At 59.7% G+C, this 17,206-nt stretch carries 16 protein-coding genes; 5 read left to right on the top strand and 11 right to left on the bottom strand.

The window, feature by feature from the left end; translation table 11 throughout:
• Nucleotides 1-16 precede the first annotated feature (16 nt).
• The 6 genes from HU731_RS03590 to HU731_RS03565 all read right to left on the bottom strand — a co-directional run bounded on the left by HU731_RS03590 (nt 17) and on the right by HU731_RS03565 (nt 5,026).
• Nucleotides 17-256, bottom strand: a complete 240-nt coding sequence (locus tag HU731_RS03590; protein WP_186608355.1) for a DUF6124 family protein — start codon at nt 254-256, stop codon at nt 17-19.
• Nucleotides 257-675: 419 nt separating this feature from the next.
• Nucleotides 676-1,443 carry a methanethiol S-methyltransferase gene (gene mddA, locus HU731_RS03585; RefSeq protein WP_186608354.1) on the bottom strand — a complete coding sequence of 256 codons (768 nt, stop codon included), beginning with the start codon at nt 1,441-1,443 and terminating at the stop codon, nt 676-678.
• A 121-nt stretch (nt 1,444-1,564) separates the two neighbouring features.
• Nucleotides 1,565-2,833 carry an NAD(P)/FAD-dependent oxidoreductase gene (locus HU731_RS03580; RefSeq protein ID WP_186608353.1) on the bottom strand — a complete coding sequence of 423 codons (1,269 nt, stop codon included), beginning with the start codon at nt 2,831-2,833 and terminating at the stop codon, nt 1,565-1,567.
• On the bottom strand, nt 2,830-3,582 hold the full coding sequence (locus HU731_RS03575; protein WP_186608352.1) for an amino acid ABC transporter ATP-binding protein: 753 nt from the start codon (nt 3,580-3,582) through the stop codon (nt 2,830-2,832). The genes HU731_RS03580 and HU731_RS03575 overlap by 4 nt, the downstream gene beginning before the upstream one ends.
• Entirely contained in the window at nt 3,579-4,247 is a 669-nt protein-coding gene (locus tag HU731_RS03570) for an amino acid ABC transporter permease (RefSeq protein ID WP_186608351.1), read from the bottom strand. Before HU731_RS03570 ends, HU731_RS03575 begins: the two co-directional genes overlap by 4 nt.
• Nucleotides 4,244-5,026 (bottom strand): ABC transporter substrate-binding protein, encoded by a 783-nt coding sequence (locus HU731_RS03565; protein ID WP_186608350.1) that lies wholly within the window; start codon nt 5,024-5,026, stop codon nt 4,244-4,246. Before HU731_RS03565 ends, HU731_RS03570 begins: the two co-directional genes overlap by 4 nt.
• A 215-nt stretch (nt 5,027-5,241) precedes the next feature.
• On the opposite strand from HU731_RS03565, the gene HU731_RS03560 reads away from it, so the two are divergent.
• Nucleotides 5,242-6,021, top strand: coding sequence for an IclR family transcriptional regulator (locus HU731_RS03560; RefSeq protein ID WP_186608349.1), 780 nt, complete (start codon nt 5,242-5,244; stop codon nt 6,019-6,021).
• 430 nt (nt 6,022-6,451) lie between these two features.
• Here the strand turns inward: HU731_RS03560 and HU731_RS03555 are convergent, their stop codons facing one another.
• Nucleotides 6,452-7,696: a saccharopine dehydrogenase family protein gene (locus tag HU731_RS03555; RefSeq protein WP_186608348.1), complete on the bottom strand. Its 1,245-nt coding sequence runs from the start codon at nt 7,694-7,696 to the stop codon at nt 6,452-6,454.
• 28 nt (nt 7,697-7,724) lie between these two features.
• On the bottom strand, nt 7,725-8,822 hold the full coding sequence (locus HU731_RS03550) for a carboxynorspermidine decarboxylase (RefSeq protein ID WP_186608347.1): 1,098 nt from the start codon (nt 8,820-8,822) through the stop codon (nt 7,725-7,727).
• A gap of 345 nt (nt 8,823-9,167) precedes the next feature.
• On the opposite strand from HU731_RS03550, the gene metE reads away from it, so the two are divergent.
• Complete coding sequence (metE, locus tag HU731_RS03545; RefSeq protein ID WP_186608346.1) at nt 9,168-11,507, top strand: 5-methyltetrahydropteroyltriglutamate--homocysteine S-methyltransferase; 2,340 nt, start codon at nt 9,168-9,170, stop codon at nt 11,505-11,507.
• An 82-nt stretch (nt 11,508-11,589) separates the two neighbouring features.
• Here metE and HU731_RS03540 read toward each other — a convergent pair whose 3' ends face one another.
• On the bottom strand, nt 11,590-12,744 hold the full coding sequence (locus tag HU731_RS03540; RefSeq protein ID WP_186608345.1) for an acetyltransferase domain-containing protein: 1,155 nt from the start codon (nt 12,742-12,744) through the stop codon (nt 11,590-11,592).
• Between the two features lie 62 nt (nt 12,745-12,806).
• Here HU731_RS03540 and HU731_RS03535 point away from each other — a divergent pair, with 62 nt between their 5' ends.
• Nucleotides 12,807-13,349, top strand: coding sequence for a DUF924 family protein (locus tag HU731_RS03535; protein WP_186608344.1), 543 nt, complete (start codon nt 12,807-12,809; stop codon nt 13,347-13,349).
• A 248-nt stretch (nt 13,350-13,597) separates the two neighbouring features.
• Nucleotides 13,598-14,713: an MFS transporter gene (locus HU731_RS03530; protein ID WP_186608343.1), complete on the top strand. Its 1,116-nt coding sequence runs from the start codon at nt 13,598-13,600 to the stop codon at nt 14,711-14,713.
• A 10-nt stretch (nt 14,714-14,723) separates the two neighbouring features.
• On the opposite strand, the gene HU731_RS03525 is transcribed toward HU731_RS03530, so the two are convergent.
• Nucleotides 14,724-16,163: an alpha/beta hydrolase family protein gene (locus HU731_RS03525; protein ID WP_186608342.1), complete on the bottom strand. Its 1,440-nt coding sequence runs from the start codon at nt 16,161-16,163 to the stop codon at nt 14,724-14,726.
• A gap of 146 nt (nt 16,164-16,309) precedes the next feature.
• Here HU731_RS03525 and yfcF point away from each other — a divergent pair, with 146 nt between their 5' ends.
• Complete coding sequence (yfcF, locus tag HU731_RS03520; RefSeq protein WP_186608341.1) at nt 16,310-16,942, top strand: glutathione transferase; 633 nt, start codon at nt 16,310-16,312, stop codon at nt 16,940-16,942.
• Here yfcF and HU731_RS03515 read toward each other — a convergent pair.
• The gene (locus tag HU731_RS03515; RefSeq protein ID WP_186608340.1) at nt 16,901-17,185 is read right to left on the bottom strand and encodes a hypothetical protein; all 285 of its coding nucleotides are present in this window, start codon (nt 17,183-17,185) and stop codon (nt 16,901-16,903) included. The genes yfcF and HU731_RS03515 overlap by 42 nt on opposite strands.
• Nucleotides 17,186-17,206 lie beyond the last annotated feature (21 nt).

Raw genomic sequence — 17,206 nt, 5'->3', positions numbered from 1 at the left:
CGGCGCGAGCATCAGGTCAAGTGGCTGGATGGGTGTCATCCAGCGCCTTGTCCACGAGCAACTGCACACCTTCGAGCATGCGGCAGATGCCCAGCGCTACGTTGCGTTGGGTACCGTCGATTTCAAAGGCGAGGTGGGTGGCGATGTCGGTGATGGATGATAAGTCTTGAGAGGCATTGATCAGTAAGGTCTCCGTGCCGATGTCAGGCCGCACGGTGAAGAGCGTTTCTAGTGGGGTTGAGGTCTCTTTGATCATGTTGAAGGTCCTAAGATTGGTGGAGCTGCCAACATTCGCGGTCAAGCGAGGAGGGTGGCAGCTGTACGCGGGTTGACCGACCGGCAATCTAAGGAAATCCGGCATACCCGAAGGTATCCCGCGTACAGCCGCCGCGACACGATACCTCAGGCGTGAAAAAAACGCCTGAAATAGGTTTTGGCTGCAGCAGTCCTTAATTAATCGGACGGTCAAATCCGGCCGCTGAATTGGCAGCGACGGCCCAGAGGTTAGTCAGTGAAGTTCCGAGCGACAACCTGAAACAGCTGTGGGAAGCGTCCGAGACCATACCCCACTGTAGGAGCGAGCTTGCTCGCGAAAAACGCCCAGGCCCTGCGGTCATCCAGGTTGCCCGCGTTATCGTTGACGATCTTCGCGAGCAAGCTCGCTCCTACAGTGGATTAGTGGCGGGGCCTGTTGAGGCGCGGCACGATCATGCCTACCTCACGCTGATAACGCCGATACCGCTCACCAAACAGCGCCACCAAATCCCGTTCTTCGAAACGGGCGCCGATGAAGAGATACACCGACATCCCCAGCGCAAACACCAGATGCCCCACGGTCATAAGCGGCGTTGCCCAAAAGGCGATCAGGAAGCCCAGGTACAGCGGATGACGCACGACTTTGTAGAGCAGCGGCGTCCGGAATGTCAGGCCCGACGGTGGGGCGTTGCGCCAGCGATCAATGGCCTGTTTCAGCCCGAACAACTCGAAGTGACTGATCAAGAAAGTTGCCAGCACCACGATGCCCCAGCCCAGCCAGAAGAGGCCGCTCAGCAGTGCCTTGGCCCAGGCGGCGTCAACTTCCCAAACGGTGTGCGTAATAGGCCGCCACTGCCAGAACAGCAGCGCGAGCATCAGGCTGGAGAGCAACACATAGGTAGAACGCTCCACCGCTGCCAGGGCGAAGACTGCCATCCAGCGTTTGAAGCGCTTCCGCGCCATGGCGCTGTGCTGGACACCAAACACAATGATCAGTGACGTATTGATCATGAGTGCCAGTGCCCAGTCGACGCCCGCGCCGGAGTCGATGTGCTTGGGTACGACCACAGCCCCCACGAAGCCCATCATGTAAAGCAAGGTGAATAGGAAAACCAGGTAGCAGCAGGTGCTATAGACCAGGCCAGCCAAGCGTGCCGCGAAGTTGTTTGAAGTGGGTTGCCGTATCATGGACGATTCCTTTCGCACATGGTGAATGGGTGAGCCAATCGATGACTGGCTCGCTCAGACTAACGGCATTCACGGAGTCGGTAACCTGTTGGAATTGACAGTTGTAAGCGTGATTGGCGATTTAACCGACGTTCAACCGATCCAACAAGCTATACCAGGCCACGCCCGCCCCAATATAGAACCGCTGCAAGCCATGCAAGGGCAAACGCTGCAACGGCGTTATCGGGTAGGCGAAGTCTGCCGTGCTGTTGCACAGCCGCCCAGCCAATTGCTGGCCCAGGCTGGTACACAGCGCGATCCCGCGCCCATTGCAACCCAGCGCCAAGGTGAGCCCCGGCGCCGGTTCGTGGACATGGGGCATGAAGTCCCGAGTGATCGCGATGCGCCCGGCCCAGCGGTAGTCGAATTCCAATGGGCCCAGTTGCGGAAACAGCAGCGCCAGGGAGCGCTCCAGGTGGGCAAAATCGGCCGGCCCGGTGGGGTCGTTGAACAGGCCGCGGCCGCCCATCAGCAGGCGCCCATACGCGTCTTTGCGAAAATACAGCAGCAAGCGTTGCGCGGTGGACACGGTTTCCTGGCCCGGCAAGATGCTTTCGGCTGCGCGGCCGCTCAATGGCTTGGTGGCGACGATAAAACTGTTGGCCGCGAGGATGCTCTGGGCCATGCCTGGCCATAAGTGATCGCTGTAGCCATTGGTGGCCAGCACCACTTGGTCCGCCGTGACCTGGGCACCGCCGGCGGTCTGCAACTGCCAGGCCGAGCCCTCGCGCTGCAAACCTGTCACCGCACTTTGGCCATGAATGCGGGCGCCCGCCGCCAACGCCGCCGCCACCAACCCACGGGCATAGGCCAAGGGTTGAATCGCCCCGGCACGCCCATCCAGCCAGCCGCCGGCAAACGCCGAACTGCCCATGCGCGCTGCCACTGCGTGGGCGTCCAGGCGCTGTACCGGCACGCCGCGGCGGGCCCATTGTTCGGCCCGCGCATGCAGCCCGGCCACCGCCTTTTCACTGTACGACACCTGCATCCAACCCTTGCGCACCGGCGCGCAGTCGATGCCATGGCGCTCGATCAGCTTGAACACCAGGTCTGCCGAGTTCGACACCGTGGCGATCAATGCCTCGGCGCGTTCCGGCCCGTACTTTTGTACCAACTGCTCCGGGTCATACTTGAGCGTAGGGTTGACCTGCCCACCGTTGCGCCCCGAGGCGCCCCAACCTGGCTCATGGGCCTCCAGCACACACACGCGCACGCCGCGCTCGGCCAGGTGCAGCGCGGTCGACAAGCCGGTATAGCCGGCACCGACAATCGCTACGTCAACCTTCACCGATTCGCTCAGGGCCGGCGTTGACACCACTGACGGCGCAGTGGCTGACCACAACGACTTCATGACAGGCTCCGCGTGTTGCCCGTGGGGTGCAGCACGCGCCGCAGGAAGTCCTGGGTGCGCGCATGTTGCGGGTTGCCCAGTACCTGTTCGGCGGGGCCGCTTTCGACGATATAGCCGCCATGCAGGAAACACACACGGTCGGCCACTTCGCGGGCAAAGCCCATTTCGTGGGTGACCACAATCATGGTCATGCCTTCATCGGCCAGGGTACGCATCACCGCCAACACATCGCCGACCAGTTCCGGGTCGAGGGCTGAGGTAGGTTCGTCGAACAGCATGGCGTCGGGTTTCATTGCCAGGGCGCGGGCGATGGCCACGCGTTGCTGCTGGCCGCCGGAAAGCTGTTCCGGGTAAGCATCGGCCTTTGCACTCAGGCCGACTTTTTCCAGCAGCACCAGCGCTTCTTCGCGGGCTTGGCGGGGCGGTTCGCCTTTGACGTACACCGGGCCTTCCATCACGTTTTCCAGCACCGTGCGATGGGGGAACAGGTTGAAGCGCTGGAACACCATGCCCATGCGGCTGCGCAGAGCGTGTACGGTCTTGCTGCCACGCTGTACGGTTTCACCGAACACGTTGATATGCCCGCCGTCGTAGGCTTCCAAAGCGTTGATGCAGCGCAGCAGGGTGGATTTACCCGAGCCCGAGGGGCCGATCAGGCACACCACTTCGCCCTTGGCCACGTCGAGGTCGACGCCGTGCAGGACGCGGTGGTCACCGTAGTGTTTTTGCAGCTGGCGAATCTCGATCATGCTTTTTTCCTCCGGCCCAGGTACTGCTCCATGCGACGCAGGCCATACACCAGCGGCAGGCTCATCAACAGGTAGAGCAGGGCGACCAGGGTGTAGACGGTCATGTTCTGGAAGGTCGACGAGGCGATCAGTTGGCCCTGGCGGGTCATCTCGGCGACGGTGATGGTCGACACCAGCGAGGAGTCCTTGAGAATCATCACCAGGGTGTTACCGTAGGGCGGCAGGGCGATGCGAAACGCCTGGGGCAGAATCACCCGGCGCATCATCAGCCCGGTGCGCATCCCCAAGGCTTCGGCGGCTTCACGTTGGCCTTGTTCGACGGCGATGATGCCGGTGCGAAAGTTCTCGGCCTGGTACGCCGAGTAGGCGATGCCCATGCCGATCACCCCGGCATAAAACGCCGTGAGGTGAATGCCCATGTCCGGCAGCACGAAGTAGATGTAGAACAGCTGCACGATAATCGGCAGCCCCCGGATCACGTTGATGATGGTGCTGGCGGTCCAGGACAGCGCACGAATCGGCGACAGCTTGAGCAACGCCAGCACCAGGCCGATGGCGCTGCTGAGCAGAAACGACAGCACGGTGATCTGGATCGTCACCCAGGCGCCTTGCAGCAGGATCGGCAGGAAGTCCTGGGCGTTCTGCAGGAACTCAGCCAGGTTCATGGGCGCTCCTGGGCGTCCAGCCCCCATTTTTTGAGGATGCTTTCCAGCGTGCCGTCGGCCTTGATACTGGCGATGGCGGTGTTCAAGCGTTCGAGGGTCGCGGCATCGCCCTTACGCACCACCAGGCACACTTCGCCAACATTGGTGGGCTTGTAGTCAGGCGCCAGTTTCACGCCTTTGAACAGCTTCTGGCGGATCTGGTAGGCCACCACCGGCTGGTCACCCACGGCCGCCTTGATGCGGCCCAGGGACAGGTCGCGAACCATCTCGCCGATGGAGTCGTAGGTGCGGATTTCCTTGAAGATGCCCAGCTTGTTCAGTTGGTCGTAGAAGATCGTGCCGGCTTGCACGCCGACGACCTGGCCTTTGAGCGGCATGAGGTCAGGGTAGGCGGTATCGTCGTCGGCACTGACGATCAGCCCTTCACCATAGGCGTAAACCGGGGCACTGAAGTCGACCACCTGGGTGCGCTCCGGGGTCTTGAGCATGCCGGCGGAAATAAAGTCCAGCTTGCCGGACGTCAGGGATGGGATCAGCGCGGCAAAGTTGGTCTGCTCGATCTGGCTGCTGAACCCACCGGCCTTGCCGACGGCTTCGGCCACGTCGACCATCACGCCCTGGATGCTGTTGCTCTTGATATCGAGGAAGGTAAACGGTGAACCACTGGCGGTTGCACCGACTTTGTACGAGGGCGCACTGCCTGCGTGCGCGACGCTGATGCAGAGCGTGGCGCACAGGCCGAAGGCAAGGCGGCGAAACAAGGGCGAAAGACTGTTCATCGGGTTACTCCAGAAGAAAAACGGAAAGTCAGTACCGCAAGCGGCTGGCGATGAAACCGCAAGCTCTATGCCATTTCGAATCGGAAAAATCGTAAATGACTACATAAAGTTTTAAAAATGCACCTTTCGTATCGATATGCGATATTTAATGGTCATTAATGAGCTTTTAAGGTAGAAGTATCACCACGCCTGAGCCACCTGACCGCGAGTTCGCCATGCCCGAAGACCGCAACAGTTTGCACAACCAATCCCTGGAAAAAGGCCTGTCGGTACTCAAGGCTTTCAGCGCACAGCGCCGCAGCATGAGCCTTGCAGAGGTGGCAGAGGCCGCCGGCATGACCAAAAGCTCGGCTCAGCGCATGGTGTTTACCCTCGAAAGCCTGGGTTACCTTCGGAAACACTCGCGCACACGCCATTACCAACTCACCCCTCGGGTGTTGGAGTTGGGCTTCAGTTACCTGGATGCGCATTCGCTGATTGAAGTGGCCAACCCGTTCTTGTCCGAGTTGACCCGGTTGACCGGCGAGACGTCGTGCCTGACTGAGCCCGCAGGTTATGACATGACCTACATTGCGCGCTTTGTCAGCTCGGGGTTCGTGCCGGTGCATATGCCGATTGGCTCACGGGTACCGATGTACTGCACGGCGTCGGGGCGAGCGTATTTGAGTGCGTTGCCGCAAGAGGAGGCATTGGCCTTGATCGAGAACAGCCAGCGAGTGGCGCATACCAACCGCACGTTGACTGAGGTCGAGGCGATCATGGCGTCGTTGGAGCAGGTGAGGGCGCAGGGTTATGCGGTGAACACCCAGGAACTGTTCCTCGGCGACATGACCATTGGCGCGCCGGTGCTGGGCGCCAATGGCCGGCCCGTGGCCGCCGTGCATGTGGTGGCGCCGACCAGCCGCTGGAGCCAGGCGGACGCCGAGCGACAACTAGCGCCGGCGCTGTTGCAGTGCTCAAGGGCACTGAGTAATTCGGCGCGCAATCTGGAGTGAACCGAAGCTCCAGATACACCGCCGATTCATTGTGGGAGCTGGCTTGCCTGCGAAAGCGGTGGTTCAACTTACAACCGCCCTCGAGCAAGCGCTAATGGCTTTTTGTAGGAGCGAGCTTGCTCGCGAAGAACACAAAGACGCCGCGTTTATTCTGAAAGCGCGCGTTATCGTTGACGTTTTTCGCGAGCAAGCTCGCTCCTACAGGGGATTGGTGTCGGGCGCTGATTCCGTGGGTAATGCACGGCCAATGTGGGAGCTGGCTTGCCTGCGAAAGCGGTGGTTCAGTTGAAGAATCATTGACTGACACACCGCCTTCGCAGGCAAGCCCGCTCCCACATTTTGATCTTTATTGTTCTTTGAGTTGCAGGTGAGCCCAAACAAAAAATGCGCCCCTGGGGGCGCATTCTTTTGCTCGGTCAACTATCGCCTATCAGGCCATCGCATCCCAAGCCCGATCACCGTGCTCGTCTTTGATCCGAGTCGGCAAGCCCATCACATCCAGCGCCTTGAGGAACGGCTCAGCCGGCAGTTCCTCGACGTTGGCCATGTGCTTCACATCCCACTCGCCACGCGCCACCAGCAGCGCAGCGGCTACCGGTGGAACACCTGCGGTGTAGGAGATGCCCTGGCTGTCGGTCTCGGCATAGGCCTCTTCGTGATCAGCCACGTTGTAGATAAACATCTCACGCGGCTGGCCATTCTTGGTGCCTTTGACCAGGTCACCGATGCAGGTCTTGCCGGTGTAGCCCGGTGCGAGCGAAGACGGGTCGGGCAGCACGGCCTTGACCACTTTCAACGGCACCACTTCCAGGCCTTCGGCGGTCTTGACCGGCTGTTCGGAGAGCAGGCCGAGGTTTTTCAGCACGGTGAACACGTTGATGTAGTGTTCGCCGAAGCTCATCCAGAAACGCACGTTGGGCACGTCGAGGTTTTTCGACAGCGAGTGCACTTCATCGTGGCCGGTGAGGTAGAGGTTCTGCGAACCGACTACTGGCAGGTCGTCGGTGCGTTTGACTTCGAACATGGTGTTGCTGGTCCACTGGCTGTTCTGCCAGCTCCACACCTGCCCGGTGAATTCGCGGAAGTTGATTTCCGGATCGAAATTGGTGGCGAAGTATTTGCCATGGGAGCCGGCATTGACGTCGAGAATGTCGATCGAATCAATGCGGTCGAAATGCTCTTGCTGCGCCAGCGCGGCGTACGCGTTGACGACACCTGGGTCGAAGCCCACGCCAAGGATGGCGGTGATGTTCTTCTGTTTGCACTCTTGCAGGTGGTTCCACTCGTAGTTGCCGTACCACGGCGGGGTCTCGCAGACCTTGCCCGGCTCTTCGTGGATGGCGGTGTCGAGGTAAGCCACGCCCGTGTCGATGCAGGCACGCAGTACCGACATGTTGAGGAAGGCGGAGCCAACGTTGATGACGATCTGCGAATCGGTCTCGCGGATCAGGGCCTTGGTCGCTTCCACGTCCAGGGCGTTCAGCGCGAAGGCTTGGATATCGGCGGGAACCTTGAGGCTACCCTTGGCCTTGACGCTGTCGATGATGGCCTGGCATTTGGAGATGTTGCGCGACGCGATAGCAATACGACCGAGTTCGTCGTTGTGCTGCGCGCACTTGTGGGCCACCACCTTGGCGACACCTCCTGCACCAATGATAAGAACGTTCTTTTTCAATTGCTTTATCTCTCCTTTATCCGCCAGCTCAGGACAGGCTGGACAGGTAGTCGTCGTAACCAAATTCACGAACCACCTCGACTGTACCGTCGAGTTGTTTCACTACGATGGACGGCATTTTCAGGCCGTTGAACCAGTTTTTCTTGACCATGGTGTAGCCTGCGGTGTCGATGAACGACAGCCGATCGCCGATGGCCAGCGGACGATCAAATTGATACTCGCCGAAGATGTCCCCGGCCAGGCAGGATTTGCCGCACACCATGTAGGTGTGTTCACCCTCGCTCGGCGCCAGCTTGGCGTTGAGGCGGTAGATCAGCAGGTCCAGCAGGTGGGCTTCGATGGAGCTGTCTACCACGGCGAGATTCTTGCCGTTGTAGAGGGTGTCGAGCACGGTGACTTCCAGGGAGGCGCTGTTGGTGATCGCCGCTTCGCCGGGTTCCAGGTAGACCTGCACGCCGTACTTCTCGGAGAACTCTTTGAGCCGCGCGCAGAACGCGTCCAGTGCATAGCCTTCACCGGTGAAATGGATGCCGCCGCCGAGGCTGACCCACTTGACCTTGTGCAGCAGCGCACCGAAGCGTTCCTCGATGGTGCCGAGCATCTTGTCGAACAGGCTGAAGTCGCCGTTCTCGCAGTTGTTGTGGAACATGAAACCGGAGATCTGGTCGATCACGCTATCGATCTTCACCGGGTCCCACTCGCCCAGGCGGCTGAACGGGCGCGCCGGGTCGGCCAGCAGGTAGTCAGAGCTGCTCACCTGCGGGTTCACACGCAGGCCGCGGGTCTTGCCTTCGCTGCGTTCGGCAAAACGCTGCAGCTGGCTGATGGAGTTGAAGATGATCTTGTCGCAGTTCTCCAGCATCTCTTCGATTTCATCGTCGGCCCAGGCCACGCTGTAGGCGTGCGCTTCACCTTCGAACTTCTGGCGACCAAGCTTCAACTCATACAGCGACGACGAGGTGGTGCCGTCCATGTATTGCTGCATCAAGTCGAACACCGACCAGGTGGCAAAGCACTTGAGCGCCAGCAGAGCCTTGGCGCCGGACTGTTCGCGCACGTAGGCAATCTTCTGCATGTTGACCAGAAGCTTCTGTTTATCGATGAGGTAGTACGGCGTTTTGATCATTTTTGAGAGCCTGCGGCGGTGCCTGCCAAAAAAGGACACGCATTGTGCCCGCACTTGGAACAGATCGAAAGGTTAGCCGGCGGATTTTGCGCGCCACGTTAAGCATAGGGCGTAAGTATGACCGTTCATAAGAATCACCCCGCCCAAACTGTGGGAGCGCTCGAGCCTAAGCGAGGCCGCGATGACGGCCGCCCTGGCAACACAAACCCCACAGTAGCGCCGCCAATATCATGCCCACCTAAACATGAGTAAATCTTGTGATGATCTAGAACAAAATGAGTTTGTCTCAAGACACCCCTGTGCCGACAATGACCGCCATCAATCACACCATCGGAGTTGTAAGTCATGGCAGTCGCTCATTCCCTCGGGTTTCCACGCATTGGACGCGATCGTGAACTGAAAAAAGCGCAGGAAGCGTTCTGGAAGGGTGAGCTCGACGAAGCCGGCCTGCGCGCCGTTGGCCGTGATTTGCGCAGCACCCACTGGGCGCTGCAACAGCAAGCCGGCATCGAACTGCTGCCGGTGGGTGATTTTGCCTGGTACGACCAGGTGCTGACCCACTCGTTAATGTTCGGTGTGGTCCCCGAGCGGTTCCGCCCGGCCGATGGCCAGGCCACTCTGCATACCTTGTTCGCCATGGCCCGTGGCGTCAGTGACAGCTGCTGCGGCGGTGCCCATGCCCAGGAGATGACCAAGTGGTTCGATACCAACTATCACTATCTGGTGCCGGAGTTCAGCGTCGATCAGCAATTCCACCTGGCGTGGGACCAACTGTTCGAAGAGGTCCAAGAAGCCCTCGACCTGGGGCACCGCGTCAAGCCCGTGGTGATCGGCCCGCTGACCTACTTGTGGCTGGGCAAGGCCAAGGGCGCTGACTTCGACAAGCTCGACCTGCTCGAGCGACTGCTGCCGCTGTATGGCCAGATCTTCCAGCGCCTGGCCGAATTGGGCGTGGAGTGGGTGCAGATCGACGAGCCGATCCTGGCGCTTGATCTGCCCCAGGAGTGGAAGAACGCTTTTGAGCGCGCCTATAACCTGATCCAGCGCGACCCGCTGAAAAAATTGGTGGCCACTTACTTCGGCGGCCTGGAAGAAAACCTCGGCCTGGCCGCCAACCTGCCGGTGGATGGCCTGCATATCGACCTGGTGCGTGCGCCGGACCAGTACCCGACCATCCTCGACCGCCTGCCAGCATATAAGGTGTTGTCCCTGGGCGTGGTCAACGGCCGAAACGTGTGGCGCTGCGACCTGGAAAAAGCCCTGGCCACCTTGCAGCATGCCCATGAGAAGTTGGGCGATCGCCTGTGGGTCGCACCGTCCTGCTCGCTGCTGCACAGCCCGGTAGATCTTGAGCGGGAAGACCAGTTGGATGCCGAACTGAAAAGCTGGCTGGCCTTCGCCGTGCAGAAGTGCGCGGAAGTGGCGCTACTGGCCAAGGCGGTTGACCAGCCCTCAGCACCTGACGTACTCGCCGCCCTGGCCGAAAGCCGCGCCGTGCAGGTGGCTCGTGCTGCATCGTCACGTATCCATAAACCCGCTGTTCAGGCCCGTGTCGCCGCCATTACTGCCCAGGACAGCCAGCGTCAGTCGCCGTTTGCCCAGCGCATCGAAAAACAGCGGGCCGGGCTTAACCTGCCGTTGTTTCCAACCACCACCATCGGCTCGTTCCCGCAGACCGCGTCGATCCGCCTGGCGCGCCAGTCGTATAAGGCTGGCAAGTTGAGCGAAGCCGAATACATCGAAGCCATGCACAGTGAGATCAAGCATGCGGTTGAGGTGCAGGAAAACCTCGGTCTGGACGTGTTGGTGCACGGTGAAGCCGAGCGTAACGACATGGTCGAGTACTTCGCCGAACAATTGGATGGCTACGTGTTTACCCGTTTCGGTTGGGTGCAGAGTTACGGTTCGCGCTGCGTGAAACCCGCAGTGATTGTCGGTGACCTGAGCCGTCCCAAAGCCATGACCGTGGAGTGGATTCGCTATGCCCAAGGCCTCACCGACAAGGTGATGAAGGGCATGCTCACAGGCCCGGTGACCATGCTGATGTGGTCATTCCCACGGGAAGACCTGAGCCGCGAAATGCAGGCCCGGCAACTGGCCCTGGCGATTCGTGACGAAGTGGTGGACCTGGAAGCGGCCGGCATCAAGATCGTGCAGATCGACGAAGCGGCCTTTCGTGAAGGCTTGCCATTGCGCCAGGCGCAGTGGCAGCACTACCTGGACTGGGCCACCGAAGTGTTCCGCCTGTGCGCCAGTGGCGTGGGCGATGAAACCCAGATCCACACCCACATGTGCTACAGCGAATTCAACGATGTGATCGAGTCCATCGCCGCCATGGATGCCGACGTGATCACCATCGAGACTTCACGCTCGGACATGGAACTGCTCGACGCGTTCGAAGCTTTCGCCTACCCGAATGAGATCGGCCCGGGGGTCTACGACATCCACTCGCCACGGGTGCCGGATGCCTCGGAAATGGCCCACTTGCTGCGCAAGGCCGCCAAGCGGATTCCGGCGGAGCGCTTATGGGTGAACCCCGATTGCGGCTTGAAGACGCGAGGCTGGCCGGAAACCGAGGCGGCGCTCATCCACATGGTCACCGCCGCTCGCCAACTGCGTGCCGAGTCAACCTGTAGGAGCGAGCTTGCTCGCGAAAAAACGTCAACAATTACGCGTAGCTTCTGAATGAACGCGGCGCCTGTGAGTTTTTCGCGAGCAAGCTCGCTCCTACAAGGGAAGGGGGCAATATTCGCCCCCCTGCATCAGCTCAGAGGTATTTGAGCCATGCCAGGTCGCGCCGCCGGGCTTTCAGGCCGGCGAACCAGCGCACCGGCAAGTACAGGGCAATCGGCAACAGCAGCGCTGCCAGCCACACCGCACCGATACCGTCGAAGCCAAAGTAATTGCCATGGTTGAGGCCAAGCAACGCAACGCAGGCGACATAGAGGATTTTCAACACATAGAGGTGCAACAGATAAAAGAACATCGGCGCCGCGCCGAACACTGCCAGCACGCCGATCCAGCGCTTATGCCCGGCGCGTTCAAATGCCAGCAGCAACAGCATGCCAATTCCCAGAGTCAACGCCAGGAACAACAGCGAAGGCGGGTACTTGGTAATGTTGAAGAAGCTCATCAGCGTCAGCACGCCGCTGTCATACACCTGCCAAGGCTGCTCGCCGTAGCCATTGAGCGCGCGCAGCAGCCCAAAGCCCACCAACGCACCCACCCCCGCGACCAGTAAATAACGCTGACGCACAGCCGGCAGCGTGGCATTGGCAAACCATGGCCCGAGGCCGTAACCCAGGGCAATCACACCGATCCATGGCAGCACCGGATAGGTGGTGCGCAGGCGCAGGTTGTCAGACACTTCAATCCAGTTGCGTTCATGCAAGATCGTCCACGGCACATGCCACATCGAACCCGCTGCAAAGTGCAGCCCATCCAACAGGTTGTGCCCGGCGATAATCACCAGCGCCAAGCCGATCAGCCAGGCACGCGGCAGCCAGACCAGCGCGGCAAGGGCGATCATGCTGATGCCGATGGCCCAGATCACTTGCATATAGATCACGCTGGGCGGCAGTTGGAAGGTCCACGCGAAGTTGACCAGAGTGAACTCCAGCACCACCAGGAACAGCCCGCGCTTGAACAAGAATGCCGACACGTCACGACGGCCCTGATATTTTTGGCCGTACAGCCAGGCCGACAATCCGGTGAGCAGCACAAACACCGGCGCGCATAAGTGGGCCAGGGTGCGGCTGAAAAACAACGCAGGCTCGGTGCTGTCTATGCTCATCGGGTCGCTGACCTGGCGGTGCAGCAAGAAGGTTTCACGCACGTGGTCCAGCAACATAAACAGGATCACCAAGCCGCGCAGGGCGTCGATGGACAACAGGCGTTTGCGTAAAGTCATAGCGTCAGTCATAAGGTGAGGATCACACGCAGGCAAAATATTGACGTTATTCTATAACATTAAGCGAGGTAAGCATGACCCCTCAATCGGCCGAAGCCGTAATCGCGTTCTGGAAACAGGCGGGGCCCAAGCGTTGGTTCGCCAAGGACGAGGCGTTCGATGCGGCCTTTCGCGACCGCTTCCACGCCACCCATATGCAGGCGGCGCGGCGTGAACTCGAAGACTGGTTGACCACGGCGGATGGCGCGTTGGCGTTATTGATCCTGCTGGACCAGTACCCGCGCAACGCCTTTCGCGGCACGGCGCACATGTTCGCCACCGACCCGCTGGCGCGGTTATATGCGCGAACGATGGTGGAGGCGGGATTGGATCAACAGGTCGAACCTCAGTTACGTGCGTTCTGCTATTTGCCTTTTGAACATTCGGAAGACCCGCAGGACCAGCAACGGTCTCTGGCCCTGAACCAGCAGTTGGATGCCAGCACTTATCACTGGGCCAAGGAGCATGCCGATATCATCGAGCGGTTCGGGCGGTTTCCGCATCGCAATGAGGTGTTGGGGAGGAAGACCACCGCTGCGGAACAGGTTTTTTTGGATGAGGGTGGGTTTGCGGGGTAGGTACAGGAGGGGGCGCTTGCTCAAGCGCCTTTAACTGGTCCCCGATGTGTTGCGTTGGCTAGTATGGAGCTAAACCGTAGTCATTGTTACCTGAGGAAATAGCCTACAAAGTTTTGGGGCTAATCCCATACTTTGTCTGCTTGTAAAATGCTCTCGCGTGTTAAAACATCGCTGCCAAGTTAACTAAGTTTGGTGGGGGGCACGTGCAGTCGAATGTAAGGGTGCTGACTTTAGCCTGTAGTACTACCATGATGGCTCAGTTGGGCGTGACGCTTTATTTGCCCGTCACGCCTGATATTGTTGATGCTTTCGGTATGAGTGATGCCGAAGGCTACACTGCCTTACTAATCTATTTAGGCGGTACCGCAGTTCCGTTGGTTTTTGCCGTACAACTTATTCGATTTTTTGGCCGGTCAGTCGTTCTGCTGGGGTTTTGTGGCGTCTTCTTTAGCGGAAGTATTTTATCTATATGGGTCCATGATAATGATGGTTTTTATCTTTCCAGGCTGCTCCAAGGCATTGGTGGTGGTGGAGCAGCCTTAATTGGGCGCGCATTGTTAACCGAGATCTACTCGGGAGCACGCCTGGCGAAGCAGTTGTCTTTTTTATCCTATTCATTTGTTTTTGCCTTGGTGGTAGGACAACTCGCAGGCGGCTTTTTAATTTCTTTTTTTCGCTGGGAAGTAGTGGCAGTGATCATGGCTTTTGGCTCAGTTATAACCCTTGTCCTAGTGCTGCTGGCAGCAGGGATTTTGTCGGTTCTGGACATGGATAGAACGCGTCGAGTCAGCTGTTCAGGGTATGCAGCCATCATCAGTCGGCCCAGCTTTTATTTGCCGGTCATAGTCGGTGGATGTAGCTATGGGGTGTTTGTCGTATATCAAGGTGTGGGCGTCTTTGTCTTTGACGTGCTTTTGGGGTGGGGAAGTGTGCAATACGGAATGCTCGGGGTATGGCTAGGGCTTGCCTATTTTTCGGGGGCGTTGACTGTAAGGTATGCATTGAATTTTATGAGTGTTTATGCACTTTCAATCACAGGTAGTAGTGTGTTGGTTGTAGCGACGTCAGTATTTCTATTTACAACTTTTGGATATTTGGATCGCCAATTTACGGTGCTGGCATATTTTGCAGCCTGGTATGCCCAGGCAATGATGTATCCCTGTGTCGCGTCTCTTGCAGTAAAAAAATACCCTGGAATGGAGTCAATGATGCTGTTCAGTTTTTTACAACAGCTGGTAGCCCTGCTGTTCGGAACGTTGGCGTCATTGCTCATTCCTCTTGGCACGCAGGGCGTAGCTTTACTCGCTTTAAGTTTAGGGGTGGGGGCGTTGTTGACGGTTCTCCTATCAGTGCAAGAGGACTGATAGGGGACTCTCAGGCTTCTGCCGCCGCCGCCCGCTGCTCTACCTTCGTACGGCGAAACCGCCGCACCCCTTTAAGGTCAATCGCCCAGCGCAACGCTTCAGTGGCTGAAGGGCGCGGGCCTTGGGTGATCGCCTGTTCATCCTTGCCCAGTGCGCTGAGGTAACCCTGTGTACCGCCGCGTTCGCTCCAGTAATGGGTGTGGCTGAGCCAGGATCTGGCCAGCCAGCCTTTGCCATTGCCCACGGTCACCGGCAAGTCCAGCACGCCGCTGCCCATCACCGGCTTGACCGGGCCGCCGACGATGTCGCCGAATACGCCGAAGGGGGCAGGGAAGTACAGGTTGGTCCAGCGCGTGACGGCAAAGGCCGCGGCGTGGTGCAGGTAGTGCGGGGTGAAGGGCTTTTGGCCGAGCATCAGCGGTTGGCGGGCGTTGTAGCCGTAGCCTTGGGTGTCTTCGGTAGGCGGGCAGGCCGGGGCCTCTCGGCGTTCCATGCGCTGCTGGAAGTCACTGACGCTGCGGCCCAGCAACAGGCTGGCGTGGGCCATCGGGCTGCCGACCGTGACCAGGTCGGTGATGCGCCAGGGGTTGCCCAGGCCGCGCTGTTCGGCAAAAGCTTCGGCCTGTTGCTGACGAAAATTCAACAGGCTGCCCAGGCTGCCGTCCAGCAAGGCGCCGGCGGCGGGCAGGGCCTCCTTGACCACCGGTTGCAGCGTTTCGCGGTTGGCATAACGGGCTGCCAGTTCACGGTTACTGGGGATCAGTTGGGTCAGTTGGTCGTGGTATTCATGCCAGAGGTAGCCGACGATGTCATAGGCAATCACGCTGCCCAAGCTGTGGCCCACGACGATGATGCGCTCGTAGTCGCCCTGATTGTGCAGGGCGCGCAGCAGGTCTACACCATCAGCACGGATCTGCTCGCGCACCATTACGTTCTGCGGGTTGGGGCTTAAGTAGCGCGCGGCGTCTCCCAGGTACGCCAGCGCCGAATAGCGCAGCCCCAGTCCCATGGCCGCGAGCAGCAGGGGGATCAGCGCGAAGGGGTTGTCGTTGACGGGCAACTGACCCCAGGCTGCGGCCAGTGCGCCGCTGGCAATCAATAGCAGTAATACCAGCACCGTCCAGCGCGTGCTGCGCCAGATCGGAACGATGGCGTCGGGAATGTCGCGACGCGGGCGCTTGAAGATGTCCCACAGCCAGCCCAGCAAATGGCCGAGCTTGGTGCCCTGCATCTTGTGGGCCCAGTAGTACTCATAGAAATCCGTCGAGGTGCGGCCCGAGGACTTCAGTACGCGCAGGTCGAAGTTGCGCGACAGCCGATCCGGCTTGCTCCAGTACAGAGGTTTGCCCTCGGGGGTGTCCGTGGGGATCATCGCTTCGACAAAGCCGCGCAAGGTGTCCATTGGGCGCTGCTCGCCGATGCCGTGGATAACCACAACTGCTTGTTTCATGTGCTGTTCCTTCCTTGAAAATCAGCGGTAGCCATAATATTGCCACGACCCGCGCTATTCCCGCCAGGAATGCCCCCATAAAAACCCTGCATTGTCTTTATCGGCCCGGATCTCGTAGCGTGATGGCTCACCCCAGGAGATTGCCCATGAGCCAAGGCCCGCTGCACCTCTACGTTGATTCGCTGTTTACCAGCCCCTATGCCATGTCGGTGTTTGTCGCCTTGCGCGAAAAAGGCCTGGCGTTCGAGACCGTCGCCCTGGACCTCGATGCCGGGCAGAACCAGGCGGCAGATTACGCCCAGCGCTCCCTGACCCAGCGAGTGCCGACCCTGATCGACGGTGATTTTGCGCTGTCGGAGTCTTCGGCCATCACCGAGTACCTGGACCAGGCCTACCCCGAGACCCGCGTGTACCCGGCGGATGTGCAGCAGCGGGCGAGGGCGCGACAGGTTCAGGCGTGGCTGCGCAGCGACTTGCTGCCGATTCGCCAGGAGCGCTCGACGCTGGTGGTGTTCTGCGGGCAGAAGAGGCCGCCGTTGTCAGCAGAGGCTCAAGCCGCCGCGACCAAGTTGCTCAGCGGCGCGCAAGCCTTGCTGGCCGATAACCGCGAGTACCTGTGCGGCCAGTGGTCAATTGCCGATGTGGACCTGGCGGTGATGCTCAATCGCCTGATCCTCAACGGTGACGCCGTACCCGCGCAACTGGTGGCCTACGCGCAGCGCCAGTGGCAGCGGCCATCAGTGCGCGAGTGGGTCGAGCTGCGACGGCCCGCGCTCTAACTCTGCCTGTTGGGCAACACGCCGGTCGAGGTCTTCCCAGTCGGCCATGCCCAGCACGCGCATGGTGTTCAAGCCGCGCAAGTAGCCGCGCAGTTGCTCGGCGCTGGCGCTGCCTTTTGCGGCGTCGGCGTGTGAGTCCAGCAACACGGCTTCGTACTCGACCAGGTAGTCGGCGACTCGCTCGCGAAACTCTGGCAGTACTGCCTCGCGGATACGATCGAAGATTTTCTGGTAGGGCTTCATGGCGGGGTCCTTATAGATTTT

It is taken from the genome of Pseudomonas salmasensis (assembly GCF_014268375.2).
Classification (GTDB): domain Bacteria; phylum Pseudomonadota; class Gammaproteobacteria; order Pseudomonadales; family Pseudomonadaceae; genus Aquipseudomonas; species Aquipseudomonas salmasensis.
This window is presented reverse-complemented; position numbering and strand designations above follow the sequence as displayed.

Bases quoted from the DNA above. Each gene is read 5' to 3' on its own strand.
- HU731_RS03590 (WP_186608355.1), bottom strand. From the start codon at position 256: ATGATCAAAGAGACCTCAACCCCACTAGAAACGCTCTTCACCGTGCGG.
- mddA (WP_186608354.1), bottom strand. From the start codon at position 1,443: ATGATACGGCAACCCACTTCAAACAACTTCGCGGCACGCTTGGCTGGC.
- HU731_RS03580 (WP_186608353.1), bottom strand. From the start codon at position 2,833: ATGAAGTCGTTGTGGTCAGCCACTGCGCCGTCAGTGGTGTCAACGCCG.
- HU731_RS03575 (WP_186608352.1), bottom strand. From the start codon at position 3,582: ATGATCGAGATTCGCCAGCTGCAAAAACACTACGGTGACCACCGCGTC.
- HU731_RS03570 (WP_186608351.1), bottom strand. From the start codon at position 4,247: ATGAACCTGGCTGAGTTCCTGCAGAACGCCCAGGACTTCCTGCCGATC.
- HU731_RS03565 (WP_186608350.1), bottom strand. From the start codon at position 5,026: ATGAACAGTCTTTCGCCCTTGTTTCGCCGCCTTGCCTTCGGCCTGTGC.
- HU731_RS03560 (WP_186608349.1), top strand. From the start codon at position 5,242: ATGCCCGAAGACCGCAACAGTTTGCACAACCAATCCCTGGAAAAAGGC.
- HU731_RS03550 (WP_186608347.1), bottom strand. From the start codon at position 8,822: ATGATCAAAACGCCGTACTACCTCATCGATAAACAGAAGCTTCTGGTC.
- metE (WP_186608346.1), top strand. From the start codon at position 9,168: ATGGCAGTCGCTCATTCCCTCGGGTTTCCACGCATTGGACGCGATCGT.
- HU731_RS03540 (WP_186608345.1), bottom strand. From the start codon at position 12,744: ATGACTGACGCTATGACTTTACGCAAACGCCTGTTGTCCATCGACGCC.
- HU731_RS03535 (WP_186608344.1), top strand. From the start codon at position 12,807: ATGACCCCTCAATCGGCCGAAGCCGTAATCGCGTTCTGGAAACAGGCG.
- HU731_RS03530 (WP_186608343.1), top strand. From the start codon at position 13,598: ATGATGGCTCAGTTGGGCGTGACGCTTTATTTGCCCGTCACGCCTGAT.
- HU731_RS03525 (WP_186608342.1), bottom strand. From the start codon at position 16,163: ATGAAACAAGCAGTTGTGGTTATCCACGGCATCGGCGAGCAGCGCCCA.
- yfcF (WP_186608341.1), top strand. From the start codon at position 16,310: ATGAGCCAAGGCCCGCTGCACCTCTACGTTGATTCGCTGTTTACCAGC.
- HU731_RS03515 (WP_186608340.1), bottom strand. From the start codon at position 17,185: ATGAAGCCCTACCAGAAAATCTTCGATCGTATCCGCGAGGCAGTACTG.